This is a genomic window from Sorangiineae bacterium MSr12523 (assembly GCA_037157775.1).
GTDB classification, from domain to species: Bacteria; Myxococcota_A; Polyangia; order Polyangiales; family Polyangiaceae; genus Pendulispora; species Pendulispora brunnea.
In genome coordinates this window covers 7,135,004-7,161,374 of the sequence record CP089982.1, presented here as the reverse complement: position 1 = coordinate 7,161,374, position 26,371 = coordinate 7,135,004, and the positions used below count along the sequence as shown (strand labels likewise).

The window sequence follows — 26,371 nt, the reverse complement described above, 5'->3', positions numbered from 1 at the left end:
TCGCGTGAACGCAGACTCGATCGGCGTTGGCGTCGTTCGTTCTTCGATGCATGCGAGGAAGCTCGGCCATGTAAGAGTCGGAAACCCGAGTATCGCATGGCGACCTGTCCGAATTGTCGGGGGCACTACCCGGATAGCGTGAGCATATGTGCGCAAGATGGCGCGGCACTGTTGCCGGATGCTGCCTTCAGCGGCGTGGATCGCGATCTCGAACCTGGTCAAGTCGTCGGAGAATACCGGGTCGAGGAGAAGATAGGAGAGGGGGGCTTCGGCTCCGTTTATCGCGCGATCCATCCGCTGATTGGCAAAGCGGCGGCCATCAAGGTGTTGAATCGCCAGAGCTCTTCCAACCCCCGGATGGTCACGCGATTCATTGCGGAGGCCCGAGCGGTCAATCAGATTCGGCACCGGCATATCGTCGATATCTTTTCCTTCGGGGCCCTGGACGATGGGCGGCAGTACCTCGTCATGGAGCTCCTGGATGGGATGCCGCTCGACAAATATTTGAGAAGCGAAAAAGGACGCCTCATCCCCGAAGAGGCGATTCCGATTTTACGCGGTGTGGCACGCGCGCTCGACGCGGCGCATGCGGCGGGCATCATTCATCGCGATCTGAAGCCGGAAAACATCTTCCTTTCGTTCGACGAAGACGGCAGCCCTCTCCCCAAGTTGCTCGACTTTGGCGTGGCCAAGTTGAGGGATGCGGAGGCGGCGCTGGGGTGCAAAACGCAAACGGGCACGCCCATCGGCACGCCGAGCTACATGTCGCCGGAACAATGCCGCGGGCGGGCCGTGGACCAGCGCACGGACATCTATTCGTTCGGTGTGCTCACCTACGAGCTTTTGACGGGCAACGTCCCGTTTCGCGGCAACGATGTGGTGGAGGTGCTGCTCAAGCAGACCAACGAGGCGCCGGCTCCCATGTCGTCGGTCTGCCGTGCGGTCCCTCCGGCGCTCGACGCGCCCGTATTGCAAATGCTGGAAAAAGATCCCGCGTCTCGCCCCGAATCGGCCGGCGAGGCCGCGGAGTTGCTGGCCTCTGTCGCGAAGGCGGCAGGTTTTCGCGTGAGTACGGCAGGCGCCCTTGCGACCGAGCGCGGAGTGCCCCATTCGCCGGTGCGCCGTGTTCGGCCCACGCCAAGAACCGGTGCGGCCATGACGTTGCCGGCTCCCGTCGCGGCCGACGTTCCCCCGCTGCGGCGGTCCGTCGTTCGATTGACCAGGGTAGGCTTTGCGGGCGCTGGCGCATTGGTGACGATCGCACTCATTTTGATTGGCGCCGGGCTGATACGACAAGCGAGTCGGCCCGATGGATGGCCTGCGCCAACGTCGTTCGCGGCCGCCGTCGATCATGTGCAAGCCCCTTCTCCTGCGCCGAGTGAGGTGCAGGCGAACGACGTTTCGGTCATCGTGCAAGCCACGCCCCCGAATGCGATGGTCTGGCATGGCGAAGAGAAGCTCGGGACCGCGCCGGGCCCCTTCCGGCTTCCGCGAACCCTTGGCACGACGCGTCTCACGGTGAAGGCCGAGGGGTACAAGTCCTCGGACATCGTCGTCGACACGAGCAGCAACGCGAGTGCCGTCGTGACGCTCACCAGGATGGTCGCGCGCCCCGCGGCGGGCGTCAAAGCGCCACCACCTCGAGCTCCGAGTCAAAGAGGAGAGATTCCGACGGACATTCACGAGCAATGAGACGAGGAGGCGGATGAAATTTCGACGATTCGGCGGAGTCCTGGTTGCGGGGCTGGCCGGTATGTTCTCCTGTCGCGCATTGCCCGATACGGGCGAGTGCGGAAACGACGTTGCCGAGGCGGGGGAAGACTGCGACGGTACATTGCCGGGGACGGTGTGCAAGGAATGCCGTTTTCGGTGCACGGCGCCGGACAGCACGACATCCGAGCGCATCGACTGCCCAATTGGCTATTTCTGCGCCCCGAAAGCCGATCGAACATGGCCAGGCGGACCTCGGGACGACAAACAGCACCGATGCCGTGCTCCATCTGGCAACTTCGAGGTCATCCCGCTTCAAGCGGCCTCCAAGGCGTTCCTCGACGTGGCCGACGTCGATGGAGACGGAGTGAAAGAAGTGATCGCGACGTCGTCGTCGCTCACGCAAGCTTACTCGTGGAATCCGCGGCGCTTCAACCCAACGGATGCGGCGTTCAGCAAGGTTTTCATCAAAATTCCAAATTGGAGTTCTGATCGGGATTACGTCAGGCCCGTCGTCACCCCCTGGCTCGGGCCCGGCGGTGATGCGTTGCTTTTCTCGGCCGGAAGGCTGGCCGTATGGCTTCCTGACGCGCGCTCGCACACCTTGGAGCCGGTGCAATATCCAACCGTGGTGTTCGAGCATGCGGAGGGGCTGCGCGTGGTGGCTGCGGACACCCACTTGACGATCGACGGTGAGGCGTCGCCGGGGGCCGAGTTGTACCTCTTCAGGCCGAGTTCCGACGGGCTTGGTCCTCATATCGCGCGGTTGCAGGCGCACGTCCCCAAGCTGATTCATCTACTGCGGGAGCCGCCGGCGAGACTGGCCGGCGAGGTGCAGATTGCCGACCTCAGTGGGGACAAGCTAGCCGATATGGCCTTTGCATTCAAAGGGAGTACGGTCGTCGACGTCTTCTTGCCCGCCCAACCACCCTCCGACATGACGGTGGCGCTGCCCAGCGGCTACGTCGTTGGCGGCAAAGGAATTCTCCTGGAGGATCTCGACGGTGACGGAAAGCGTGACATCCTGGTGCACGTCGAAGGCGGCGCATCCAAGTCGCCAATCGCTGTCGCCTACGGTCTGGGCAACGGAACGTTCGACTCGTCGCCGAACCCTTCGCCCACGGGCCACGGCGACGGACACGCCTCGATATGGAATCCCGATCCGTCCGTGCAACTGGGCTCCTCGTTTCCGTTGGCCGCGGGCCAACTGACCAATGTTGGTCCCAGCGACGAGCGTCTTTGCGATTTCGTTTTCCCTGATGGGATCCTATTTCGATTTTCCGAAAAAGAACGATACGTAAAGCAACCTTCGCCGCCGCACGTTCGGTGGGAAGAGGCCAAAATCGACGATTTCAATGGCGATGGCTTTCCAGATATCGTGACTCGATCCAAGGGTGCGCTCATGTTTCACCAGGGGTCGAAAGAACCCATGGTGATGATGCGTGCCAATCATACCGTGAGCGATGTGACGGGATTCGTCGTGGGCGACTTCGATGGGGATTCGCAGCCAGATGCCGCGTGTTCCATTTCGGATGCCACCCACTCCGAGCTCCGGGTCGTATACAACGTGAGCTCGCCGGACGAGGCGCGCACCGAGAAGGAGGACGTGAGCGTGCCCATGGGGCAATTCCCGCCCATCGAGCGAATGGTGTCCGGCCATTTGGGGTCGGACGGACTCGCGGACATCGCTATCGTGGGCAAATCGAGCGAGGCGGATTCGCGGTATCTGGCATTGCTTCAGGGATCGGCCGCGAAGGAAATGGTCTCCCCGCTCGAACTCGACCACCTCCGCGGCAAGAATGAGTCGTTCGAGTCGCTGGCGGTGGCCGTGGGCCGTTTTGCCGACGATGGTCGCTTGGGCATCGCTGCGCTCGTGGAGTCCGCGGAGGATCGGCCGGCCCATGGCCTCTGGCGACTTCCGTTGGCCGGCGATGCCCAAGTCATTTTGGGAGGGTCGACCTACGAGGCATTCCCGAAGGATCCTTTGCGGCCGCTCGCGTGGAAGAAGGCCTCGATTGCCGCGCTGGACCTCGATCCCAAGTCGGATGTGCCGCTGGACGAGCTGCTGATCGCCGTTCCACCGGCAGAGAGCAAGGACCCCAAAGGAGCCCTCGTCGTCGCACGGCTCGTCGAAGGCAAGTGGGCGATCGAATCGTCTCGGCCCCTCGGGGACGCCCTCGAGTCCCGCATACCTTGGAAGGTGCAGGCAGTCGACATCGACGGCGACCAAGCCAAGGACCTCGCGGTCCTGTTCGAAGAGGGCAAGGAGGAAGACGGTCGCACGCGGGTGAAGCTCGACGTCTACTTCAATGACCAAACCGGAACGCTGGGGAATCCTGTCTCGATTGCCATGCCCGGCTACGACATGGTCGATTGTGCATGGCTCCACGCGGATCCCCATTCCGCCGCAAAGGACAAGAAGGACCTCGTCGTTCTCGTGCGCGAATCGAGCGATCCGAATGGCGAAGCGCATGTCTTCGTACTGACGACCGACGCCACCAAAAGAAGCTTTTCTGCCCCTCGTGCCTTGCAGGCCAAGGAATCCGCACTCGCCTTGCGGCCGGGGGCGGCCGTTTCATCGAGTCGCTTCCGAGGCAGCATCACGGCCGGCGACATCGACGGCGATGGAGTCGATGACATCGTTTATTCGACTGGGCGAGAGGCTACCTTGTTGAAGGGGACGCCCACCACGTCGGACCCTCCGCGAGGACGGCGATGAAGCACCGCGCGGCCGCGTCCTTTTTCGCACTGGCCATGACCGGTCTCGTTGGGGTTGCCGGGGCGGCGGACGATGTGAAACATGCCGAGGACGAGCGTGCAAAAATGCTTTTCAGCTCGGGGGGCCAAGCCTATGCCTCCGGGCAATACGCGGCTGCGATTCAGGCCTTCACTGCGGCGAATCGTGCAACGCCCACGCCTGCCATCGTCTATTCGTTGGCGCAGGCACACCGGCGGCAGTATTTCATCGACCGCAATCCCGAGCATCTCCAAAAGGCGATTGCGAATTTCCAATCGTACGTGCAGCAGGTCCCTATTGGCGGCCGTCGTGCCGAGGCCGTGGAGTCTCTGTCCGAGCTGGAGTCGATTGTCGCGCGAACGGGGGGCGCGAAAGAGCTCGGCGCGCGCAGCAAGGAGGAGCCTGCACGGCTCATGATCACGACGCAGCCGAGCGGCGCACGGGTATCCGTCGACGGCGGGCGATGGTGGAAGGCTCCGTATGCCGCGGACGTCTCGGCCGGCAAGCATCGCATCCACGTGAGCCTCGATGGCTATTTCGATGAGGATCGCGAGGTGCTCGCCGTCGATCACGTTCTCGTTCCGGTGCCGGTGGAGCTGCGAGAGCGCCCTGCGCGTCTTACCGTTTCGGCGCCGAAGGACTGTGCAATTGCCATCGATGGGCAAACCGTCGGGATAACGCCTCGGCCCGATTTCTTCGAAATCGCCTCCGGGGTTCATCGGATCTCGGTCACGAAGAATGGATACAGGACGTTCTCGCAGGATATCGATTTTCGCCGCAACGAGCGCAGGGCGCTGTCCGTCGCGCTGCGTCCGACGGGGCAACGAGTCCTCGCGCGCTCGTTGATGATCGGGGGAGGCGCGCTCGTCGTGGCCAGCGGCGTGTTCATCGTGCTCGCGTTGAAGCAGCAACAGGCGGCTCTCGATGTGCAGGAAGCGCAGAGGTCCCGCCTCCGTTTGGAGGGCGACGACCAGGACTACCGCGATGCTCGGGAAGCGCGCGATCGGTGGCGGACCGCGTCCATCGCAGCGTTCTCGGTGGGAGGCGCGGCGCTCGCGACGGGGATCGTGCTCCACGCCTTCGACCCACCGGCGGTGCCTCCACCGCGGTCGCATCCCATCGAGCGTACGCCGCGTTCGCCAGGGCCATTCGAGCCCGTGGAGATGTCCGTCATACCCGTGTTGGGGCCGACCACCGCGGGCTTTACCCTGACTGGCAAATTCTGAATCGAAATATCGGCATCGGGGGACAGCCACGCCCTATAACCGGGGGTCTGAGGAGGCCTCCATGTCCTTGAGTCGAGTGACCCGGCGTCATTTCGTGCAGTTTGCATCCGGAATTGCGCTTTCCGGTTGCGCAGGGCAGGGCAGGGATGCTCAAGCCGCGGACCGAGCGCCCGGTCCGAAGGCGGCCTTCGACGACGGAATCATCTTCGATGGCAGCGGCGGCATTGGCCGTTACGAATGGGACCCGCCGCTGACCGCATCCGAGATCCAAGATGGATTGCGCTCGGGTCTGACGTGCGTGAGCATCACGGTCGACGATGTGACCAACAGCGAGCACTCGTTCGATCACACGATGCAAACGATCTCCGTGCGCCTTCGGGAAATTGCTGCCCATCCCGAGTCGCTCATGTTGGTGCGCAACGCGGCGGATGTGCGAGCTGCCAAAGCGACGAAGCGCGTCGGCTTCATTTTCGCATTTCAAGGTGCCACCGCACTGGGGCCTGCGCTCGAGCATTTCGATCTGCTGTACGGCCTTGGTGTCCGCGTGATGCAGCTCACGTACAACACGCGGAACCTCCTCGGCGACGGCTGTCTCGAAGCGGGGAATGCGGGACTCAGCACACTCGGGCGACGCGCCGTCGAGCGAATGAACACGAGCCGCGTCCTCATCGATGTGAGCCATTGCGGCCAGCGCACGACCGCCGAGGCCATCGAGCTCTCGAAACAGCCCATTGCCATCACCCATACGGGTTGCTCCGCCGTCGTCAATCATCCACGCAACAAGCGGGACGAAGAGCTCAAACGATGCGCCGACAAAGGCGGTGTGGCCGGCATCTACTTCATGCCGTTTCTGCGCGCGCAGGGACAGCAAATGGCCGCCGACGTCATCGCGCACCTCGAGCATGCCATCAACGTGTGCGGCGAGGACCACGTGGGCATCGGCTCCGACGGGAGCGTCTCCACGGTGAACATCAACGATCCCGCCTACGTGCAGGAGTTTCGCAAGGAAGTCGAGGAGCGTCGAAAGAAAGGGATCTCCGCGCCCGGCGAAGATCCCAATGTCTTTCCGCTGTGCCCCGATCTGAATACGCCGCAAAAGTTTCGAATCCTGCGCGACAAACTTCGCGCGCGCGGTCATGGTCAAGCGCGGCTCGACAAGATCATGGGTGGCAACTTCGCCCGCCTCTTCGCCGACGTTTGCGGCTGAATCAGCTCGGGCTCGATCCGGCTTCAGGGCCGGTAGCACCGGTGTGTATCTGGGTCGAAAATCGGCGTGGTGTCCACGGGTTCGTTGCTCGGCGGATTGAGGATGACCTCCCCGCTCCGCGTGAGCGATCGCTCGCAGTCACCGATTGCCGGGTCCGTGGAATTCCCCGCCCATAGATCGATGTGCCACTTCTTTCCGTTGGACCAATCGGTGTCGCACCGGGTGCAATCGTCTTCCATGATGAAATACTTCTTCAGAAAGGGATAATAGACCTTGCTGCCCGGGGCGAATTCGTCCTTGTTGGATGCAAAGGTCACCGGGTCGGAGAATGTACCGGTGCCACCCGCTTTACCATGTATCTTCGGATACGCGATGTTCGCGCCGGGCGGGGTATTGTCCCATGCACCGTACAGAGTCACGCTCATGGTACGTGTCTCGGCCGTGGCCCTGCTGGATGCGTGGCCTTGAATCGAAAGCGTCATGGGCGGCGGTTTGGGCGGCGGGGGGTCGTCCGTCACCTCGGAGGTGCAGCCAGCGGCTGCTGCGATGAACAGAGCTGGGAGGAGGGCAGATTCCTTCACTGGACACCGCCAAATTGCTTCTGGAAAATGATGCCGTTCTGCGAGACTGCGAGGAGGAGGACGGCGGCGCGCGCAAGCCAAATCAAGGTGGGTGCAACGTCGGTCGTTACGACATTGGAACCATCGTCCACGTGTCTCCATCCGTGGTTCTGGCCAGTGGAGAAGTCCCAAGAGCGGGCCCAAACACGATGGTCGATACCCTCGATGCTCGCGCCAATGTACGCGTGTCGATCGTCGCCATAGAAGGATTCGAGAGAGGGTTGGCTGAGCGTCCTCGCACCAGGATTTTGCTCGGTCCAAGGAAGCCAAAACCCATCCGATTCTCGGCGGCCGGACCAGTAAACGCCGTTGTTCGTCCCGCGGTGTGCGACGACGAGCCAGTCGGTGCCCGAGCCATCGGTCGCGGCCGTCGCACCGACGGCGGAGAGTGTGCGCGGGCCTGCCGCGTTGCCCGTCGGCTCATCGAAGTTGCTCCAGTGGGTTCCGTCGTTGGTGCGCGCGAAGACGATGTGCTCGTCATTCCGCATGCCGAGGACATACAGCGCTCGCGCCGAGGCCGTGACGGTCGGAGGCTCGGTGGTCCGGAGGTGGAGTCCTTCGCTGCCCGGCACCCGGTGCCACTCCGAGAAACCGCTTCCGGGGCCGGGCGTGAGGGTGCTGTACCAGAGATCGCCGCCCTGGCCGACGTGGAATACGTAAAGCGTGTCGTGGAATACGACCGCCGCGGGCGCTGCATCGGTCGCTCCGCCGTGCGGATGCTGATTGAAGTTCTGACCGTCGCTGGAGTACCAAATATGATTGTCGTCGTTGCCGCGAAGGAAGAACCATTCGCGGCCACGCAAGATGGCCGCGGCGACAGGCGTGTGCGTGCGTGCCGTCGTGCTGACCCGGTGCCAGTTTTCGTCGGCTTGCGCCGAAGAATCCGCTGCTTCCGAGAGCTCGGCGGCCTCGGATGCGTCCTCCGCATGGACGGGCAAACTCGTGGTGGCGGCGATGAGGCTCGCCGATACGACGAGCGTCAGAGCGCGCTTGAACGGTCCATTCGACGGATGACCAAACAGGTTCTTCAATGCCATGTCGTTTGCTCCTTCTCTGTCCAACGCAGCGGATCGTTTCGTGCGACGAAACGAATTTTCATCGACGCGAAGCGCGCGGGCGAATGAATCCATATTTCGGACGAAATGCAGATTCGACACGCGCTGTGGCCGATGAGGCCATCATGAATCGGCCTTCATTCCACCGGTTACCTTCGGGCAAAGCAACGATGGGGTTTATCTTCCCGGGGGAAAGGTTATCTCGCGGTTAAATATGTCCGGCATGTCCCATCCGACCGGGTATCGCGTAAATGCTATTAATGCTCTTAACATTCGATTTACAGCAACGGTCGCGCCTGCTCGTGGGGCGAAGACGCCGAGCTCGGATTTGCCGGGAGTCGATCACAAATCAATGGCATTCGCGACGATGACGCGGCCCGAGGTGCCCATTCGCACCGTTTGCGTCGTCGTCCACTTCGCGTCGGCGAGCTTTCCGCCGACCCGCTCGGAGGCGGTGGCCGTTTCTTCGACGAGGCAGCGAAGGTCGCTTCCGCTCTTTCGGCAGACCATGGTCTTTTCCGAGTACACGGCCGTCGCGGGGTACACGCCGTTCCCATGTTCATCGAATTTGCGAAAATCGTCTTTCGCATAACGGACGCGAAGCCACAAATGCGACTGCTCGACCTTCGCCTCCATCACGCGCGCCTCCTGCCCACCATGGGTGTCCCCAAATGGCTCGTGGGAGAATTCGAGGGGTAGCACGAACCACTTGCCGTTCACGCGCGCCTCGAAGTGGTTCATCCAGCCTTCGTAGGCCACGAGCTCCTGAAACACGGCATCCGGCGTGAAGTCGACGTTCTGCTCGTCGCCCGGGCACGTGTTCCATACCGCCATACCGCCGTTCCAATCATGCAGGCTCTTGTCGTTGCAGCGATCCGCGGGCGATGGCACGGCGTCCGCGACGAGGGGAAAGCGCTCGTTGACAGCCAGGTCCCCCACCTCGACGACCGGCACATGCTCGTCGACGAGGACGTCCGACGTCCCGAGGACAACCAACTCCGATACGCAGACCTCGCGCCATTCTTTCTTACGGCCCGGTTTCACCTCGAGGATCTCGAGCTTGTACTCGCCGCCAGAAGCCTCCACATCGAAGTATTGGACACCACGGTTTTCCACGTCGAGGGCCCATTGACCGAGGATGACGCCGTCTCGGCGGACGAGCACCTTGGCAATTCGATGATTCAATGTGAACAAGTCGCCGTGCTTCGGCGAGATGGCATCGTATCCAACGGTCAGCCCAATCCGTTTCACGGTGGTCGCGGGCGACGTGCGGAACTGGATCCACGCCCCCACGAGATCGTTCGGGCGACTTTGCCACGCCGTTTCGGGGCGGCCGTCGACAAGATGTTCGGGCCGCTCTTTTTCGCCCTTCACCTGGCTCGAAACGGCGACCGCGGCGTGCGTCCGGTGCAGCAGATCCACGAGGGGCAGGGGAGCGCCTGCGTCGACCACGTCCGCACTGGCGTCATCGGATGCTGCACGCAGCGGTTCGGCCGAGGTCGAATGCGACAAAAAGCGTAAGGCCGCCATCATTCCGATAGCGGCCATCACCATCACGAGCGCCAGCTTCAAGCGTTGCGACATGCTCGAGTATTAACGCTCGGTTCGTCGTTCGTTATCCCGACCCCGATTCACCTCACCAGATTGCGCGGCCAGCCGGAGGGCACGCCCACGGAACCGCCGTCGACGAAGAGCTCCGTGCCTTGGACGAACGAAGAATCGGTGGACGCGAGGAAAAGCACCGCCTTTGCGAGTTCCTCGGCTTCTCCCATTCGCCCGAGCGGTACCATGCTTGCGAGGTACGGCTCGATGGCGCGCGCCCCCTCTTCGCCTCGGCCCCGTGCCCAAATGGGGGTGCGAATCGGTCCGGGGACGACCACGTTCACACGGATATTGCGCGGGCTCAACTCCGCGGCCAGGACTCGGGCCATCGAGCTGACCGCGCCTTTGCTGGCGGCGTAAGCCGCGTACCCCGGGCTTCCGAGCGAAGCGATGACCGAGCCATTGAGGATGATGGACGCTCCGTCGCGCAAAAGCGGCAGTGCCGATTGAACGGTGAAGAACACCGCGGTGACATTGATGTCGATCACCGACTCGAACGCCTTCTGTTCCGTCGAACCCACCGGGGTGTTGCCGCTGATGCCCGCATTGGCAAAGACGATGTCGAGCTTTCCGAATCGCTCGCGCAGGCTCGCCACCAGCTGCTCGCGCCCGGCGGGATCGGTGACGTCCGTCCTGGACGCTACCGCATGGGGCCCGAGCTCCTTGACGGCCGCGTCCAGCGACGCCTGGTCGCGCCCGGTGATGGCCACTTTGGCGCCCTCCTGAATGAACAGGCGCGCGGTCGCGAGTCCGAGTCCACTGTTTCCGCCCGTAATGAGCGCTGTTTTGCCTTCGAGCTTCCGCTGATTCGACATGGTCGTCTCTCCTGCTGAACTGGTTTAATATTGCAACCAGCGTCACTATGGGGTCGTGGTTTCATGATGCAACCAGATTTCGTGCATGAGAGCGCCACACGGCCATCCTGCGGAAAAAAGCTCGCGAAACGCGCAAGTGGCTCTAAAGATCGAGCCATGGGAGCCGTGCACCCGGAGCGAGGACATGAAGCGCCGTAGCCTGCAGGGCGACAACTGCCCCATCGCTCGATCGCTGGACACGATTGGCGACTGGTGGTCGCTCCTCATCGTGCGCGACGCGCTTCGGGGCAGGCGCCGCTTCGGCGATTTTCAAAAGAGCCTCGGGCTCGCGAAGAACATCCTCGCCGCGCGTCTGCGCAAGCTCGTGGCCGACGGCGTGATGGAGCTCGTGCCTGCGTCGGACGGAAGTGCCTACCAGGAATACGTCCTCACCGAGAAAGGCCGCGATCTGTTCGTCATCCTCGCGGCCCTGCGACAGTGGGGCGAGCGTTACCTGTTCGCGCCGGGCGAATGCGACAACTTTTTGGTCGACGCCGAGCGCGGAGAAAAGGTGGCCCCGCTCCGCATCCTCTCGAAAGACGGCCGCGCGCTCACGCCCGCCGACGTCACCGTCGCCAATCGCCCTAGCCCATCCAGGACTCGCCGCACACGCTGAGGGCGACGCGGATGGCGCTCGCCATCCATTGGGAATTTGTTACGGCCCCCGCCGTAGAAGACGGGAGCCCAATGAAATTGAAACTTCATCTTGCCATCGGATCAGTTGCCCTTCTTGCGTCGGGATGTGCGGCGGAAACGCACCTTCCCGATGCGAACGAAGACGTGTCGTCGGCCCAGTCCCCGGCGGTCAGCGACATCCAAACGATGACCAAACGCGCCGACGGGCGCTTCGATGTGACCTGCACCGATGGCGCAACGGAGATTCGCACGGATCAACAGATCCTCGCCAATCAGGTGTGCCTCACGGGGGACGGGACCCCCATTTACGCATGCCGCGACGCGAGTGAAATCGGTCGCCGGATTGTCGCCAAGGACGGCAAACTCTTTTGGCTGTGCGAGGGGTCGACGGGCTCGTACATCCTGGCGGCGAGCGCCACCCCGGGCGGTACGGTGACCACCCTTTTCGACTCGATGGGGACCTATCGCTTTCTCAGGCAGTTGCACGCCGACGCCAATTCGAAGTACCTCGTTTTCCAAGAGGGTGAAGGAGGAGTCACGGCCTTCGACACCACGAACCTCGCCGCACCGCCCTTGAGGTATTCGGCCGGAGAGAACTGCACGTACATCGCGGCCGATACCCGCCACATTTATTGCCGCACGCAGAACTCGATCCAGCGCGTCTCGGTGACGAGCCCCTCGGGCACTGGTTTTACGCGCCTGATCTCCAACATCGGTTACGGCAACGATTTCGCGTTGGACGGGCCGGTCACCAACCGCATCGTTTACCCCGCGGGGGGAAGCGGCGGTTGGGTGCACACGATCACGGTCTCGAACACCACGCCCACCTCGCTGGCAACCTCTCAGCACTACCCGCACGATGCCACGATCCTCGGCGGCAATGCCTATTGGCTGCGCGACGAAGGTCTCACCTACGCGCCCGCGGCCGGTGGTGGAAGCTTGAATTTCGCCCAGCAGCGCGTCGGTATCCAGTCGTACCACCCCGACGCGCAGGGAAATATCTACTTCCGATTGTACAATCGACAGGCGAACACGGTGTCCATCGAGAAGGTCCAAACCAGCACGACGAGCACCCGACTGCGGCGTGGCCTCGTCACCCCCGGGGACATGACCTTGGACGATCAATACCTGTATTGGATCGGGAGCTACGGTGGTGCGGTGTACCGCACGCTGAAGGAGTAGCCGTATTTTCGGGGCCGGACGTGGGTGGACGTCGTTGCCACCCACGTCGGACCCGTTTCATTGTTCGAAGCAGTAAATGCGCACGTCGGTGCGATTGCAAAATTGCTTGTATCGAGCCGTCCAGTTGGCGAGCAAGGTGGTATTTCCCACCGTTGCCAGGTAGCCCGTGGGGCTTTCGCTGCTGAAATTGTTGCAATGATCCCCGGTGACGCCGCCCGACGCCGTCGTACCGGTCCACACTTCGGCGTCGTCCACGAGATTGCCTTTTTCATCGCGGTCGATGCCATGGTCCAACGCGCCATCGGTCAGATCGCTCCAATTGTCCGCAACGAGCGTTCCGTCGAGCAAACGATAGGGAACGTTGGCCTTTGCGAAACGAGCGGACGGTGAGTTGATCTGATCCGAGATCCACGCTCGCCAATTTCCGCCCAATTTCATTCCATCTGCAAGATTCTGGCACTTGGTGTCGGCGCCGGATACTCCGCCAAAGGCTGCCGTCGATTGCGTGCTCGATACGAAAACGCGCCGGGCGGCGCCGCACGCATTCTCCACGCACACCGTTTGCGGCGGGCATGCGGCGCATGCTCCCGCGTCATGGCCGCTCGACACGTCGCCCTTCGCATCGCCGATGCCGCCGCCGTCGACGGGCGGATTCGACGTACCCGTATCGGGGCGGGGGCCAGGCGATCCATCCTCGGAGGCCAGGGAAAATCCGCCCTCGTCGAGTCCGCACCCCGCAGCGAGGATGCTGCCCACTGAGAACGAAAGCATGGCCACGATGATGCGTTTCCGCATGCAAATACCTTCGCATACTCGGAGGTAGTGTCCAGTCTGGTAATGCGGATACGAACGCGTGATACTGCGGTTTGCCGCAATGCGTTCTCATGCGCGACCCGGGGACGGCATGTGCACGTGCGGGCAACCTTCGAGTGGCCGCAATTGAGTATTTCGTATTCCAATGCCCGAGGGCGGTGATGTCGCGAGTGCATCGAACCAAGCGACTCATTCCGACGTGACCGACCGGTAACTGAATTGCATTCCTGTCGAAAGATGATTGACAGTCTGCAATGGGGCCCTAGTTTGACGCCTGTTTCGCAAGGACGAAAGGATCGGTAACATGAAAAGGGGTGGACCGATTTTCACGGCGCTGACCATTTTTGGTGCGGCAGCCTTCGGGATTCTCATGTTTGCACCCAGGGCCTCCGCTGCGCTGGGCACCATCAACTGCTTGGTCGGCACCAATGTGGTGCAGTTCGATCCCGGTTTGACCTTCACCGTGCAAGATACGACCATCACCGGCGAGGGGCAGTACACCGGATGCATCGGAACCGATCCGGCGATCACCTCGGGACGATCCCGCGTCACCGGCGCCGGTAAGCTGAATTGCCTCACCTCGGATGGATCCACCGTCGAGGAAATCCGCTGGAACACCGGCGAAAAAAGTACCATTTCGTACACCTTCGGTGTCATCGCACAGCCCGCGGGCGAAGCTGTCGTCGTCGTCACCGGCACGGTCACGGCAGGCAAGTTCAAAGGCTCCACCGTCGCCTCGCCTGGTGCACTGCTCACGTTGGATCCCCTTGCGTGTGCCACCCCCGCCGGTGTGCGGGAGATCGGCGGTCCTGTCACCCTATCGCTGATCTCGTTGTAATCGATCTTCGTGCCTCGTTTTCCGTCGCCGGTCGGCTCACGGCGCTGGATAGCCTCCATGTCGGCCTTGATTGCCATCACGGCGCTGGCCATCGACATGAGTTTGCCGGCCCAGCCGACCCTCGTTCGCGAATTCCGCACGATATCCGATCACGCACAGCTGACATTGAGCGTGTTTTTGATGGGCTACGCGATGGGCCAACCCATCGCGGGATACCTCGCCGATGCCCGCGGGCGGCGAGGGGTTCTCCTGACGGGGCTCGTCGTCTTCTCGTTGGCGGGATTTGCCTGCGCCGCGTCCACCAGCCTCCGCCTCTTGATTGCATGGCGCTTCGTTCAAGGGCTCGGCGCCGCGTCCGGCACGGTGGTTGCCCAGGCAATGGTTCGGGACACGCACACCGAAGCAGGCGCTGCGCGTGTCTTCGCGCGCATGATCGCGATACTTGCCCTCGCCCCCACGCTCGCTCCGCTGGTGGGCGGGCAGCTCCTGGCGTACGCGGGATGGCGTGCGATTTTCGTGACCCTGGGTCTTTGCGGCGCGGTGCTCGCAGCCCTCAGCGCACTGACCTTGAACGAGACACTCGAAGCGCGGCATCCGCCTTCGCTGGGCGGGATGGCGACGGGCATGCTGCAATTCGTTCGAACGCCGGCCACCCGGCTGCCCGCGTGCATCGTCGCGCTCTCGTTTGCGTGTCAGTTTGCATTCATTTCCGCCTCGCCCTTCGTTCTCCTCGAAGGCTACCGGGTCCATCCGTCTCACTTTGCCATCTATTTCGGTGCCACCGCCGTCGCGCTCATGCTTGGCTCGGCATGGGGAGCTCGCCTCCTGGGAAAGGGTCTCGCACCACGGCATGTCGTGGCCTTCGGGGCCTACGCGCTTCTCGGCGGCGGGCTGCTTGCGCTCGCGTTGGTGCATGCGCCTGCCACGGGAGCGCTAGGCCTCGTGCTTCCCATGCTCGCCTGTTTCTTTGGACTCGGACTCATGAGCCCGAGCGCCACCGCGATGGCCATGGCGCCAGTTCCGGCCATCGCGGGGACGGCTTCGGCCATCCTGGGCCTTCTCGAGATGAGCGCGGGCTCGCTGTCCGGCTACCTCAACGCGAAAATCGGCGGTGCAGATGCGAGGATCCTCGCGCTGCAGATCGCTTGCCTGGCAGTTGCGTGTACAGCCATCACGTTTGCGATGCGAGAAACCGGAAAGGGGCAAACTAGGCTATAACGCAGACGGGAAACCATGGTCATCCTACGAGGCCCTTCTCGAAGTTTGCCGCCGCGCATTCGAAGCATGGGGGGCCTTCTCGAGCGGCTGCTCGCAGACCCGCACCTCGAATCGCGTGTCTGCGCCATCGATGCCGAATCCGAGGCAACGCTTTCCTTCGGTGAATTGGCCCGGGCGAGCGCCCATATCGCACGAGCCCATATCGCGTTCGCCGACGACACGCGTATCGGTATTTGCATGAACCCGTCCCTCGAGGCCATCATCACGGTGGCCGGGATCGTGCGGCGGGGCCTGACCTACGTCGCCCTGGACCCGAGCCTTCCGCCGGAACGCCTCGCATGGATTGCGCGTGACAGCGGCATCGACATCGTCCTTGGTGAGGGACGCCCCGTCTTTCCGACGGGCACCGTCCCGTGGCGGAGCTTTCACGACGTCATGAATGGCCCGGCGCCGTCCGCATCGCAATTGCCCATGCGTGCAACCGAGGAGGACGCCTTTTGCATCCTCTACACCTCCGGCAGCGCCGGAAAGCCGAAGGGTGTACGCATCCCTCATCGCGCAGTCTTGAACCGAATTCATTGGCAATGGGCGTCGGTTCCCTTCGACGAAGCCGGCGAAGTCGCATGTGCAAAGACGTCGCTCGCATTCGTCGATTCGATTGCCGAATGGTGGGCCCCGTTGCTCCGCGGCGTCCCATTGGTCACGCTCCCAAAGCGCTTCCTGATGTCGCCCGAGAAAACCGTGGCGGTGCTCCAGCGATTCCACGTGACCAGGCTCATTCTCGTTCCATCCCTCCTTCGCGTTCTGGTGGACCACATCCTCGCATCGGGCGAAATACCGACTTCGTTGAAGCATGTCGTCGCCAGCGGCGAAGTCTTGCCGCCCGATCTGGGACGCGATTTCTTTCGTGCCTTCGACGGGTCCCGCTGCACCTTGAGCAATTATTACGGCAGCACCGAGGTCATGGGCGACGTTCTCACGCAATCTTTCCGCGGCATCGAGGACATCCATCGATATGGCGATGGCAGCCGCGTGGCCATTGGACGGCCCATCGACAACACCACGTTGATCCTGCACGATGTCGACGCCCAGGGGGTCGGCGAAATGGTCTTCGCCGGTGCGGGCGTCGCGTCGGGATATCTCGGGACCCCGGCGGGTACCAACGGCCCGGGCCAGTTCGTCGCGCCCGCATCGCTGGGAATCGAACTCCCGGATGCCGAAATCTGCTTTCGAACCGGCGACCGCGGAAAACTGCTCGCGGACGGATCCGTCGTGTACGTGGGGCGCGACGATAGCCAGGTAAAAATCGCTGGGAATCGTTTCGCCCTGGATGAGGTCGAGGCGATCTTGCGAAATCATTGTGCATGCAAGCAACCGGTCGTCGCATTGGACGGGGACACCGTCGTCGCATTTCTGAGCCGCGACGAGCAGCCGGTGAACCTGGACCGCGCGAGCATGGCAAGGTGGTTACCCGGGTATGCCATTCCGCGCATCGTTCGAGTGGACGAACTGCCCTTCCTGCCCGGCTCGGGAAAAATCGATCGGCAGCGATTGTTGCAGATGCACCGGGCCACGCGCATCCGAATCGAGTCCACCGATATCGTCCCGGCGCGCCGGGCGTTGATCGAGGTGATGGAGGAGCTGGGCATCGAAGCCCCCTCCGATCCCAGCGCATGGCAAAGCGACTTCTTCGCCGTGGGCGGCACGTCGATGAATGCGATTTCGGCCATTTGCAAATTGCGAAGCCGCTCGTTCGATGTATCGATGGAATCGTTCCTGGCGGCGGCGAGCTTGGAAGAGATCGTCGCCACATTGGCTCTCCGACCCGGGGGGCAGCAGGGAGCGCGTAGTCCGAGTGCTTTCGACGTCGTCCCGGCGGCCGAGCTGGACGAAGCCTCGGCGATTCGTCTCGTAACGGCGAGTTTCCTGGAGGACGAGACCCTGCTCACCATGCTTCATGGTCACCACCCCGAACGAATGGCCATTTGCGATTCCGAGATGAAGGCACTGCTTCGCGCCATGTGGCCTTATTTCTTGCATGATGGAATCTCGTTTGGCATCGAACGACAGGGCCAATTGGCCGGCATTTGTTTGAACCTCGACGAGGAGCATCCGCCGCAGGAACTACCGAACATGAAGCTGGTCGGTATGATTGTCGAGTTCCTGACCGAGGTCGAACGCGTCCCGCTGGCCCGCCTTCTCGCGAATGGAACCGAGAAGGTCCTGCACGGATTCGTGGTCGCCGTGGCTCGGAGTGCGATTTCGTCGCCGGCGGAGCGGGTCCGGGCGATGCTCTTCATGGAGGAAGAGCTGATTCGGCGCGCCCGGGAAAAAGGATACCGGGCCATCATCGCAACCAACACGAACGAGCTTACCCAAGACACCGCCGAGCACGTGTTGGGATACACCGTGGAAGCCGTGGTGGATCACCTGGCCGACTGGGCCAGCCCGAACCACGGCGGAGCCCGTCCCTTCTCCGGCGCGGACCCGCAGCGCTCCAACGTGGTGAAGGTCTGCGCGAAGCGACTGTGACGATTGTACCATTCGGTAAAGTGTGTAACGATCGGTACATGTCCACTGCGCGTCCTCCCGTTCCGCCGTTTTCACTCGAGACCGCCATCCAGAAAGTCCGCCTGGCCGAAGACGCATGGAACACCCGGGATCCCGAGCGCGTCGCGCTGGCGTACACCGAAGATAGCCGCTGGCGAAACCGGTCCGAGTTCTTCGCCGGGCGCCGCGCGATCGTGGAGTTTCTCGGCCGCAAATGGGCCAAGGAGCACGAGTATCGTCTGATCAAGGAGCTCTGGGCCTTTCACGGCGACCGCATTTCCGTGCGCTTCCAATACGAATGGCGGGACGATGCAGGAAACTGGTTCCGCGCCCACGGCAACGAACAATGGGAGTTCGATTCGAACGGATTGATGCGCCGCCGCGAGGCGAGCATCAATGACGTTCCCATTCCGGAGGCCGATCGCAAGTTCACCTGGCCGCTGGGCCCGCGCCCGGCGGATTTTCCAGGGCTCACCGAACTTGGTCTCTGAGCAACGGTATGCCCAGAATCGTTCGAGAGCGCCAAGACGTCATTCCCGCATTGGCCGAAGTCTTTCGCGAGCACGGCTTCGAAGGGGCGAGTCTATCGATCATTGGCGAGCGCACCGGGCTTGGAAAGGGAAGCCTCTACCACTTCTTTCCGGGAGGAAAAGACGAGATGGCCGCCGCCGTCCTCGCCGACGTCAGCGCGTGGTTCGAAGGCAACATGTTCGAACCGCTGCGTAGCGAAGAGGATCCGCGAAAGGGCTTGGCGCGCATGCTCACCGCCGTGGAAACGTATTTCCAATCGGGAATGCGCATTTGCCTCGTCGGAGCCTTTGCCCTCGGCGACGCGCGGGATCGTTTCGCCGAGACCATTCATGTCTATTTTGCCGCTTGGCGAGACGCGCTCGCTCGGACGCTGGTACGAACGGGGCTCGATCGAAAGGCGGCGAGGGAACGCGCCGAGGAGATCGTGGCGACCATTCAGGGAGCCATCGTCCTGGCGCGTGCGCTGGACGATCCGGCATCGTTTCGCCGGGCGATGCGCCGCATTCGGGCCATCGTGTGATCCGGATCAGCGCCCCTCGCGGATGGCGGTGGACACCGACGCCGTCGCTTGATCGATGAGCTCCGACACGGCAGCCTCGTCGTCGGGCGAAATCGATAGATGCGGCGCCAAGGGGCCGTCGAGAAGGAGCATGGCGGCGCCGTGCACGACGGAGCAGGCAAGGAAACACGCCTCGCGGACGCGCTGAGCGGAGCGCGCGCGCGTGGGCGGCATGGCCGCGGTGACGGCTTGCTGCAGCGTCGAAAACGCGCGGTCGCCCGCTTCGGCGAGGCGCGTGCGTGACTCCTTCGCAAAGCCGCGCCCGAACATGACGCGGTAATGCCCTGGACGGCGCAGTGCAAAGCGCACGTACGCGCGTCCGAGCTCCCGAAGCCGAACCTCCGGGGACCGGCCATGCGCACCCGCCTCGAGATCGCGTGCGAGCTCGTCGAAGCCTTGCGCGGCGAGCTCGGCAAGCAGCGCATCCTTGTCGGGAAAGTGGTTCGTCGGGGCCGCATGTGAGACACCGAGCCGCCGTGCGAGCTCGCGCAACGTCAGGGCCGCGACGCCATCCGTTTCAACGACTTTCGCCGCCTCGGCGAGCAGCGCGTTCCGAAGATCGCCGTGATGGTATGGACGTGCAACGCGAGCCACAGCCGTAACCTAGCGAGCCCAACGCATGTAGTCAATGACAAGATCGATGTTGACGATGCCAACTTCGGACCTAATGTTGTCGTTGACAATATTGGAGGCCGACAGCCATGTTCGATTATCTCTTTGCAGTCATGGGCCCGGCCGGCAGTTCGCTCGTTCTGGCCGCACTCCTCGCGCCAATCGCCGTCGTCGTTTGCATCGCCCGAGCCGTGGAGCCAAAACGACTACGGGGATGAGCTCTCGTGGTCCGTCGACGCCGACGTCGATATCGTTCTATGTTGGAGCGCGAAAAGGAGAATCGTTCGCGATGGACAACAAGAACGTATCGGGGCCGGAGGCGCTATTTCAGATGCTTCAGGCACATCATGTAACCGCTGTCCTCACGACGGCCATCGACCTGGGGCTGTTTGCCGCCGTCCACGACGGAGCGCACGATGCGGCGGCGATTGCAGCCAAGATCCAGTGTCCGGAAAGGACCACGCGCGTCGTGGCCGAGGCCCTTGCGGTGCTCGGGCTTCTGACCAAAGATGGGGAGAGGTATTCCCTCGGTCCCATCGCCGCCGAGCACCTCGTGCCCGGCAAGCCGCAATACCTCGGCGGCGTCTCGAGCATCATGGGATCGGAGCACCTTTGGCGTGCCATGACGCACCTGAAAGAATCGGTGAAGGCGGGCGGCAGCGTCCTTCCGGAACACGCCGAAACCCCGCAGCTTCCGTTTTGGGAGATCTTTGCCAAAAGCACCGTCGGTATGTCCGTTCCGGCGGCCATGGCCATTCAGGGCATCTTGGCGCCGTGGCTCGCATCGCGTTCGGCGCCCACCGCGCTCGATGTCGCTGCGGGCAGCGGCACCTATGGCTTCACGCTGGTGAAGGAAAATCCCGCGCTGCGGGCGACGTTGCTGGATTGGCCGAATGTGTTGGTCGAGACGCGTCAGATGGCAGGTCGCCTTGGGGTCGATTCCTCGCGCGTCCAGTTCATCGAGGGGAACCTCTTCGAGGCCCCGTTCGGCGGACCTTACGATGTCATCGTCATGAGCCATATCCTTCATCACTTCGAACCGACGGTCTGTCAGTCCTTGTTGAAGAAGGCCGCTGCGGCCCTGAAGCCCGATGGAAAGCTCGTCATCCACGACTTTTTGATCGACGGCGACAACCCGGCAGCACGGATGTTTTCCATCACGATGCTCGGCACGACCAAAAAAGGCCAAGCGTTTGCCAGCTCGGATTACGGGGCGTGGAGCAAAGCGGCCGGCCTTGGCGCATTCAAGGTGTATCCGGCAGCGGGCTTGCCAAGTTCCATCATGGTGGCCGAACGAGGATGATTCGGTGAATGTCGCCCGAGCACCGCTCGGGCGACGCCATCTCGTGTGCCGGTCACTTCATCAAGCGATCATGCGTTTGCGAGATATTCGAATCATGAATATTTCGTTGTCAACGCTCCGAACGTGTGGCTAATAATGGCCGTACAGGACGGAGCACTTCGGATGAGTGGGCTTTGCGGCCGCTTCGCTACGAGCGGCGGGTCGCGAATGCGCTTGCGAGCTGCTTCTCACGAGCAACGCCAACGGCCACCCGGCTACCTGGCTACCTGGCCCGTCGCTGAAAGCACGTCGCATCGACCGTGTTTCATCGCGAGGCGGGAAGCCACCCACTGACGGAGATCGCGATGAATCGATCCGTGATGTTTGCGATGATGACGATGTTGTCCGTGGCAGCAGGTTGCAGTGCATCGTCCCCCACCGAGTCGGTGGGTGCGTCGAGCGACCCTGTCATCGGCGGTGTGGACGCGACCGAAGCCTATTCCTTCATCGTGTCACTGAAAACGTCCGATGGCGGCCATTACTGTGGTGGAAGCTTGGTGGCTCCGCAATGGATCGTCACCGCACAACACTGCATCGAGGGAAGCCGTTTGGTGGCTGCCCGCATTGGCTCGAACAACAAGGATGAAGGCGGAGAGCTGATCGACATCGAAAAGACGTATGGTTTTCGCTCGAGTGGCTACGTGCTTGGAGGCGACGACATCGCGCTGGTGAAGTTGAAGAGCCCCGCCCAAGCGACGCCCATCAAAATCGCGGAAAGCGCTCCCGCCGCAGCCACGGACGCCCGCCTTTTGGGTTGGGGCGACACCAGCTGGCCTCCGGAGACGGATCCCGTCATTTTGCAGCAAATCGATCTCCAGGTTCTCGCGAACAGCCGCTGCCCGAATTCGCGAAACGCCGCAAAGGGTGTGTGCATTTCGGGATCACCGACCCAAGCCATTTGCCACGGCGACTCCGGTGGTCCGGCATTGGTGAAGTCCAACGACGCATGGATCCTCGTTGGCGCCACCAGCGGAGTGGGCAATACCAGCGAACCTCATTGCGGCGGAACGACGGCTTACTCGGGCACGGCCCAGCACCTTTCGTGGATTCGCCAGCATATCGATTCTTGAGTCATTCGTCCGCGTGGACGTCATATGGACCAGGACGGAAAAGCCACTACGAGTTGAGCGGTCGACGGGCGCCTTTCGATGAAGGCCTATCGAAATGGGGATTCGGTCATCAAATGAATTCCCGATTCCTGCGTAGAGGACGTTCAGAGCGCACGGTGTGCTCGAGCGCCTCTTGGATGGGGCAGGAGAAACGCATGACAACGGGTAGGAACATTTTCGCTCTCATGGTCGGTCTGACGTGTGCCGCCACGGTTGGTTGCGCGGCCGATCAAGGCGAAGAGGGCACGGAGAACGTGGCTTCCGAAGGCACCGCGTCCGAAGCGGTCGTTTCCGAAGAAGCCATTGGCGCCGCGCCGGAAGAAGTCGCTTCCGAAGTTTCTGGGGTTGCGACCGAAGGCTTGACGACCTTGGGGGCCGCACCCTCGTGCATCAAGAAGACCTTCTTGAGCAGCAACCAGATCCATCTCAGCAGCGATTGCAACTTCGATACGGGTGTGCGTGTCATCATCAGCTGGGGACGGGATTCGAATTGCATCCGAATCCCGGCGCACCGCACGGGCTATACCTACTCGTGGTGGCCCGGCTCGTTCGATCGACTGGACAGCTGCTGAGTCAGTGAGCTGACCATCGGGCCGAGGGGAAAAGCGCCCTTCGGCCCTCACGGCTCCACGCCGTGGATGGCTTTGAGCACGTGCCCTTCGGCGTCGAGCAGCTCGAACCGCGGATTGCCCGCATCGTCGACGGCCAGCCGGATGCGTGCGTGACCTTCGCGGTCCGCAATCACCAGCTCGGCGACTCCATCGGCGTGGCGGCCGAGGAACATGCGCTCCTCGCCCCATTGCATGCGTATCTCTTCGATTTTCGCATCGCGCGTGGGGCCAGGCGGCATGGCTTTCGCGGCATCGAGGAGTCGGTGATACTCGGAGCCACTGAGCTTGTGCTCCCAAATGCGGAACCCCGCTTCGGGTTTCCCATTTTCCTCGTCGTATGTCATTCCGATGATTTGATCACCGCGGTGCTGATCGAACAGTAGTCCGGCGGCCGCCACGTACTTCCCGTCCGCCTCGGTTTTGCTATCGAAGTAGAATCCGCCGTTTTCGTCGCCGCGATCGTTGAAAAAGATCATGCTGTTGGACGGCACCGCGTGTCGCACGAGCTCCTTGCCATCCAAAACGGGGTTGGGCACGCGCGCGCGGTTGGCCAGCACGTATCCCACTTTGCCATCCGGCTCGACGACATCGAGGCGTTCCACCTCGAGCCGCGTGATGTGCTGTTTCTCGCGGGAGCGCAAGACCACGAGCGCCAAAGCGATCATGGCCACGGTCGACACGATTGCGTAAATCTTGAGAAGCCGGATATCGCGCGTTAAGTCACGTTCGTTCGCCATCATGGAAATATAGCGAAGCCTTTCCAGCTCCGCGCGGTTACGTCGCTCCGCCGATGGCCGTGGAGGTCGCAGGCTCGTCGAGCGAACGGCTGCGGATCAAGAGGTGCAAGATGGGCGTGGTGGCGAACGTGGTAACGAGCGCCATGATGATCATCATCGCGAAAAGCGTCGGAGAGATGACCCGCAGGTCGAGGCCCATGTTGAGCACGATGAGCTCCATGAGGCCGCGCGTGTTCATGAGGATCCCGAGGCTCGATGCATCTCGCCACTCGAGCCCGGCGAGCCGCGCCGCAATGCTGCTGCCGCCGAATTTGCCCATGCAGGCCACCACGATGATGGCGCCGCAGAACAGCCAGTGCTCCATTCCGCTGACGAGCCCGATCTGGGTGCGCATGCCCGTGAACGCAAAGTAGGCAGGGAGCAGCAGCACGACGACGAGGTCTTCGAGCTTCTGTTTCAGGCTCTTGGCGAGCAGCGACTCGTGCGGAATGATCGCACCGAGCAAGAACGCACCGAACACGGGATGGATGCCGATGAAGTCCGTGGTGAGCGCCGAGAGGAGCAAACCCCCAAAAACGAGCGCCGACGTGTTCTGGCCGAGCTCCTTGGTGAGCTCCATCTTGCGCACGGCCCGCTGCACGAGCGGGCGGACGGCGCCGAGCATGAATGCGATGTAGACGATGGAGAGCCCGATCGTGAGCAGCGCCCCAGAGGGCCGAGCCTGCGCGACGCTCACGACGAAGGCCAGCAGGCACCACGCGGTCACGTCATCGACGGCGGCGCAGCTGATGGCGATGACGCCGAGCCGCGTCTTGTGGATGCCCCGATCCGTGAGGATGCGCGCGAGAACCGGAAAGGCCGTGACGGACATCGACACGCCCATGAAGAGCGCGAACACGCTGAAGGGCACATCCGAGCTCGAGAGCTTCGGATAGAGCCAGAGGGCCAGGCCCGAGCCGAGAAGGAAGGGCGCGAGGATGGACGCGTGGGAAATCGCGAGCGTGGCGTGGGACTTTTTGCGCAGAAGCGACGTGTCGAGCTCGAGGCCGACGAGGAACATGAAGAGAATCGCCCCCACCTGCGCGATGATGCCCAGGTAGGGCGCCACCGTGGTCGGGAGCAGGAACGCCGACGCGGAGGGCGCGATGCGACCGAGCAGCGACGGTCCGAGCAGGATGCCGGCGATGACCTCGCCGATGACCGGCGGCTGATGGAGGTAGCGAAAGAGAGCACCCAGCGCGCGCGAAGCGATGATGACGACCAGCATCGCGAGCAGCACGTGCAGTATCGCATGCGCGCCCGCGCTTCCTCCGCCGGCTCCGAAAATGGGCCCTTTGGGATCGGGCGCGATGAGATCCGATCCGAAAGATCGGATACCGAGGAACAATCCGACGGAGGCGGCGATCATCGCGCCGTACGCGATGATCGTCTTGAGACGGCCGGCGCGCAACTGAGATCCGGGTGCGAGCTCCATGATCCCATGCTGCATCGAACTTGGCGAATCGTCCAGCGCGATATCCCGACGTCGCATTGACACGGAATCCACTAGGGCGCGGGAACGGCCGCCAGTACGGCGGAAAGCAACGCCGAGGCGGACGCACTATGGTTCGGTACGTTGTAATTGCCCGCGGTCATGACCACCACCAGATCGCGTGAGGGAATGATCCAGATGCGTTGTCCGCCATTGCCATTGGCCCAGTACCAAGGTGTCGTCGGGGTGACGGTGCAACCCGGCGACAGCCACCAGAAATAGCCATAACGCGTGCCGCATTTCGGATCCGTCCCGACTTGCGCGTGGCTCGCGGTGGCTTCATCGACCCACGCGGCAGGGACCACTTGGTGGCCATTCCATTGGCCGTGCGCCAGCATCATCTGGCCAATCTTTCCCATGTCGCGCGGGGTGAGCCGCAGGCCCGAGGCGGCAAAGGGCACTCCCTTGTCGTTCTTCAGCCAGACGTGCTGGGTAATCTCCAGAGGCTTCCAGATCTTTTGCTCGGCATAAATCTCCACGGGCGTCTGGGTGGCCCGGGCCAAAATCGTCGCGGCGATCGCGACGTCGCCCCCGCTGTAGCGGAATGTTTCGCCGGGTGGGGTCACGATGGCCTGTTCCAAGACGTAGCGGTTGCCGTCAGGGGCCAGATCCATGGCAATTTCGCTGTTGCGTGGGTCGGTATAGGGGAGGGTGTCTTCGTCCCACGCCAGCCCCGAGGTCATGGACAGCACGTCGCGCACGCGGATCTTCATCCGCTCGGGGGTGTGCAAATCGGCATACTCCGGGAAATACTCGAGTACCGGCGCATCGAGGTTTTTTACCGCGCCCTCGGAAACGGCAATTCCGAATAGAAGTGAGACGATGCTCTTGGTGACCGAGCGTACATCGTGGAGCGTTGCCGCGTCGAACTTCACGGTCCCCAGCGGGCGGCCACGCTCTTCGTCATTACCGGTGAAATACCATTCGGCCAGGGTCTGGCCATGCTGCAGCACCAGCACGGAATGAATGTTCGGGAACTCGCCCGCGTGCGTCCGCTGCTCCAGGGAGGACAAGGGGGACGCAGGAGGCGGCGTATCCTTTGCACACGCCGCCACCTGCCCAATGATTACCAGGCCCGCTAGAGCCATCCC

General features: G+C 62.6%; 23 protein-coding genes. 14 read left to right on the top strand and 9 right to left on the bottom strand.

Features of this window, described 5'->3' with window-relative positions; translation table 11 throughout:
* Positions 1 to 138 precede the first annotated feature (138 nt).
* From LZC95_27815 to LZC95_27800, 4 genes are all read left to right on the top strand, one after another.
* Positions 139 to 1,692, top strand: coding sequence for a protein kinase (locus LZC95_27815; GenBank protein ID WXA90257.1), 1,554 nt, complete (start codon positions 139 to 141; stop codon positions 1,690 to 1,692).
* A gap of 13 nt (positions 1,693 to 1,705) precedes the next feature.
* Positions 1,706 to 4,429, top strand: a complete 2,724-nt coding sequence (locus LZC95_27810) for a VCBS repeat-containing protein (protein ID WXA90256.1) — start codon at positions 1,706 to 1,708, stop codon at positions 4,427 to 4,429.
* On the top strand, positions 4,426 to 5,673 hold the full coding sequence (locus LZC95_27805; protein ID WXA90255.1) for a PEGA domain-containing protein: 1,248 nt from the start codon (positions 4,426 to 4,428) through the stop codon (positions 5,671 to 5,673). Before LZC95_27810 ends, LZC95_27805 begins: the two co-directional genes overlap by 4 nt.
* 61 nt (positions 5,674 to 5,734) lie before the next feature.
* Positions 5,735 to 6,880 (top strand): dipeptidase, encoded by a 1,146-nt coding sequence (locus tag LZC95_27800; GenBank protein ID WXA90254.1) that lies wholly within the window; start codon positions 5,735 to 5,737, stop codon positions 6,878 to 6,880.
* 23 nt (positions 6,881 to 6,903) lie between these two features.
* Here the strand turns inward: LZC95_27800 and LZC95_27795 are convergent, their stop codons facing one another.
* From LZC95_27795 to LZC95_27780, 4 genes are all read right to left on the bottom strand, one after another.
* Positions 6,904 to 7,305 (bottom strand): hypothetical protein, encoded by a 402-nt coding sequence (locus LZC95_27795; protein WXA90253.1) that lies wholly within the window; start codon positions 7,303 to 7,305, stop codon positions 6,904 to 6,906.
* A gap of 152 nt (positions 7,306 to 7,457) precedes the next feature.
* On the bottom strand, positions 7,458 to 8,537 hold the full coding sequence (locus LZC95_27790; GenBank protein ID WXA90252.1) for a hypothetical protein: 1,080 nt from the start codon (positions 8,535 to 8,537) through the stop codon (positions 7,458 to 7,460).
* A 360-nt stretch (positions 8,538 to 8,897) separates the two neighbouring features.
* Positions 8,898 to 10,139, bottom strand: a complete 1,242-nt coding sequence (locus LZC95_27785; GenBank protein WXA90251.1) for a hypothetical protein — start codon at positions 10,137 to 10,139, stop codon at positions 8,898 to 8,900.
* A gap of 47 nt (positions 10,140 to 10,186) precedes the next feature.
* The gene (locus LZC95_27780; GenBank protein ID WXA90250.1) at positions 10,187 to 10,972 is read right to left on the bottom strand and encodes an SDR family oxidoreductase; all 786 of its coding nucleotides are present in this window, start codon (positions 10,970 to 10,972) and stop codon (positions 10,187 to 10,189) included.
* Between the two features lie 184 nt (positions 10,973 to 11,156).
* On the opposite strand from LZC95_27780, the gene LZC95_27775 reads away from it, so the two are divergent.
* Complete coding sequence (locus tag LZC95_27775; GenBank protein ID WXA90249.1) at positions 11,157 to 11,627, top strand: helix-turn-helix transcriptional regulator; 471 nt, start codon at positions 11,157 to 11,159, stop codon at positions 11,625 to 11,627.
* Between the two features lie 71 nt (positions 11,628 to 11,698).
* Entirely contained in the window at positions 11,699 to 12,829 is a 1,131-nt protein-coding gene (locus tag LZC95_27770; protein ID WXA90248.1) for a hypothetical protein, read from the top strand.
* Positions 12,830 to 12,886: 57 nt separating this feature from the next.
* Here LZC95_27770 and LZC95_27765 read toward each other — a convergent pair whose 3' ends face one another.
* Positions 12,887 to 13,624: a DUF1554 domain-containing protein gene (locus LZC95_27765; protein WXA90247.1), complete on the bottom strand. Its 738-nt coding sequence runs from the start codon at positions 13,622 to 13,624 to the stop codon at positions 12,887 to 12,889.
* A gap of 322 nt (positions 13,625 to 13,946) precedes the next feature.
* Here LZC95_27765 and LZC95_27760 point away from each other — a divergent pair, with 322 nt between their 5' ends.
* From LZC95_27760 to LZC95_27740, 5 genes are read left to right on the top strand one after another with little or no spacing between them, the layout of a single operon-like run.
* Positions 13,947 to 14,480: a hypothetical protein gene (locus LZC95_27760; GenBank protein WXA90246.1), complete on the top strand. Its 534-nt coding sequence runs from the start codon at positions 13,947 to 13,949 to the stop codon at positions 14,478 to 14,480.
* A 57-nt stretch (positions 14,481 to 14,537) separates the two neighbouring features.
* On the top strand, positions 14,538 to 15,698 hold the full coding sequence (locus tag LZC95_27755) for a multidrug effflux MFS transporter (GenBank protein WXA90245.1): 1,161 nt from the start codon (positions 14,538 to 14,540) through the stop codon (positions 15,696 to 15,698).
* Between the two features lie 15 nt (positions 15,699 to 15,713).
* On the top strand, positions 15,714 to 18,230 hold the full coding sequence (locus tag LZC95_27750; GenBank protein WXA90244.1) for an AMP-binding protein: 2,517 nt from the start codon (positions 15,714 to 15,716) through the stop codon (positions 18,228 to 18,230).
* A gap of 38 nt (positions 18,231 to 18,268) precedes the next feature.
* Complete coding sequence (locus LZC95_27745; protein WXA90243.1) at positions 18,269 to 18,739, top strand: nuclear transport factor 2 family protein; 471 nt, start codon at positions 18,269 to 18,271, stop codon at positions 18,737 to 18,739.
* Between the two features lie 8 nt (positions 18,740 to 18,747).
* The gene (locus tag LZC95_27740) at positions 18,748 to 19,299 is read left to right on the top strand and encodes a TetR/AcrR family transcriptional regulator (protein WXA90242.1); all 552 of its coding nucleotides are present in this window, start codon (positions 18,748 to 18,750) and stop codon (positions 19,297 to 19,299) included.
* A 6-nt stretch (positions 19,300 to 19,305) separates the two neighbouring features.
* Here LZC95_27740 and LZC95_27735 read toward each other — a convergent pair whose 3' ends face one another.
* The gene (locus LZC95_27735) at positions 19,306 to 19,932 is read right to left on the bottom strand and encodes a TetR/AcrR family transcriptional regulator (protein ID WXA90241.1); all 627 of its coding nucleotides are present in this window, start codon (positions 19,930 to 19,932) and stop codon (positions 19,306 to 19,308) included.
* Between the two features lie 307 nt (positions 19,933 to 20,239).
* Here LZC95_27735 and LZC95_27730 point away from each other — a divergent pair, with 307 nt between their 5' ends.
* The 3 genes from LZC95_27730 to LZC95_27720 all read left to right on the top strand — a co-directional run bounded on the left by LZC95_27730 (position 20,240) and on the right by LZC95_27720 (position 22,973).
* Positions 20,240 to 21,253 carry a class I SAM-dependent methyltransferase gene (locus LZC95_27730; protein ID WXA90240.1) on the top strand — a complete coding sequence of 338 codons (1,014 nt, stop codon included), beginning with the start codon at positions 20,240 to 20,242 and terminating at the stop codon, positions 21,251 to 21,253.
* Positions 21,254 to 21,597: 344 nt separating this feature from the next.
* Entirely contained in the window at positions 21,598 to 22,362 is a 765-nt protein-coding gene (locus LZC95_27725; GenBank protein WXA90239.1) for a serine protease, read from the top strand.
* Between the two features lie 194 nt (positions 22,363 to 22,556).
* Positions 22,557 to 22,973, top strand: coding sequence for a hypothetical protein (locus LZC95_27720; protein ID WXA90238.1), 417 nt, complete (start codon positions 22,557 to 22,559; stop codon positions 22,971 to 22,973).
* Between the two features lie 47 nt (positions 22,974 to 23,020).
* Here the strand turns inward: LZC95_27720 and LZC95_27715 are convergent, their stop codons facing one another.
* From LZC95_27715 to LZC95_27705, 3 genes are read right to left on the bottom strand one after another with little or no spacing between them, the layout of a single operon-like run.
* Positions 23,021 to 23,752, bottom strand: coding sequence for a hypothetical protein (locus LZC95_27715; protein WXA90237.1), 732 nt, complete (start codon positions 23,750 to 23,752; stop codon positions 23,021 to 23,023).
* Between the two features lie 34 nt (positions 23,753 to 23,786).
* Positions 23,787 to 25,280: a cation:proton antiporter gene (locus LZC95_27710; GenBank protein ID WXA90236.1), complete on the bottom strand. Its 1,494-nt coding sequence runs from the start codon at positions 25,278 to 25,280 to the stop codon at positions 23,787 to 23,789.
* Positions 25,281 to 25,294: 14 nt separating this feature from the next.
* Positions 25,295 to 26,368: a beta-lactamase family protein gene (locus tag LZC95_27705; protein ID WXA90235.1), complete on the bottom strand. Its 1,074-nt coding sequence runs from the start codon at positions 26,366 to 26,368 to the stop codon at positions 25,295 to 25,297.
* Positions 26,369 to 26,371: the final 3 nt, after the last annotated feature.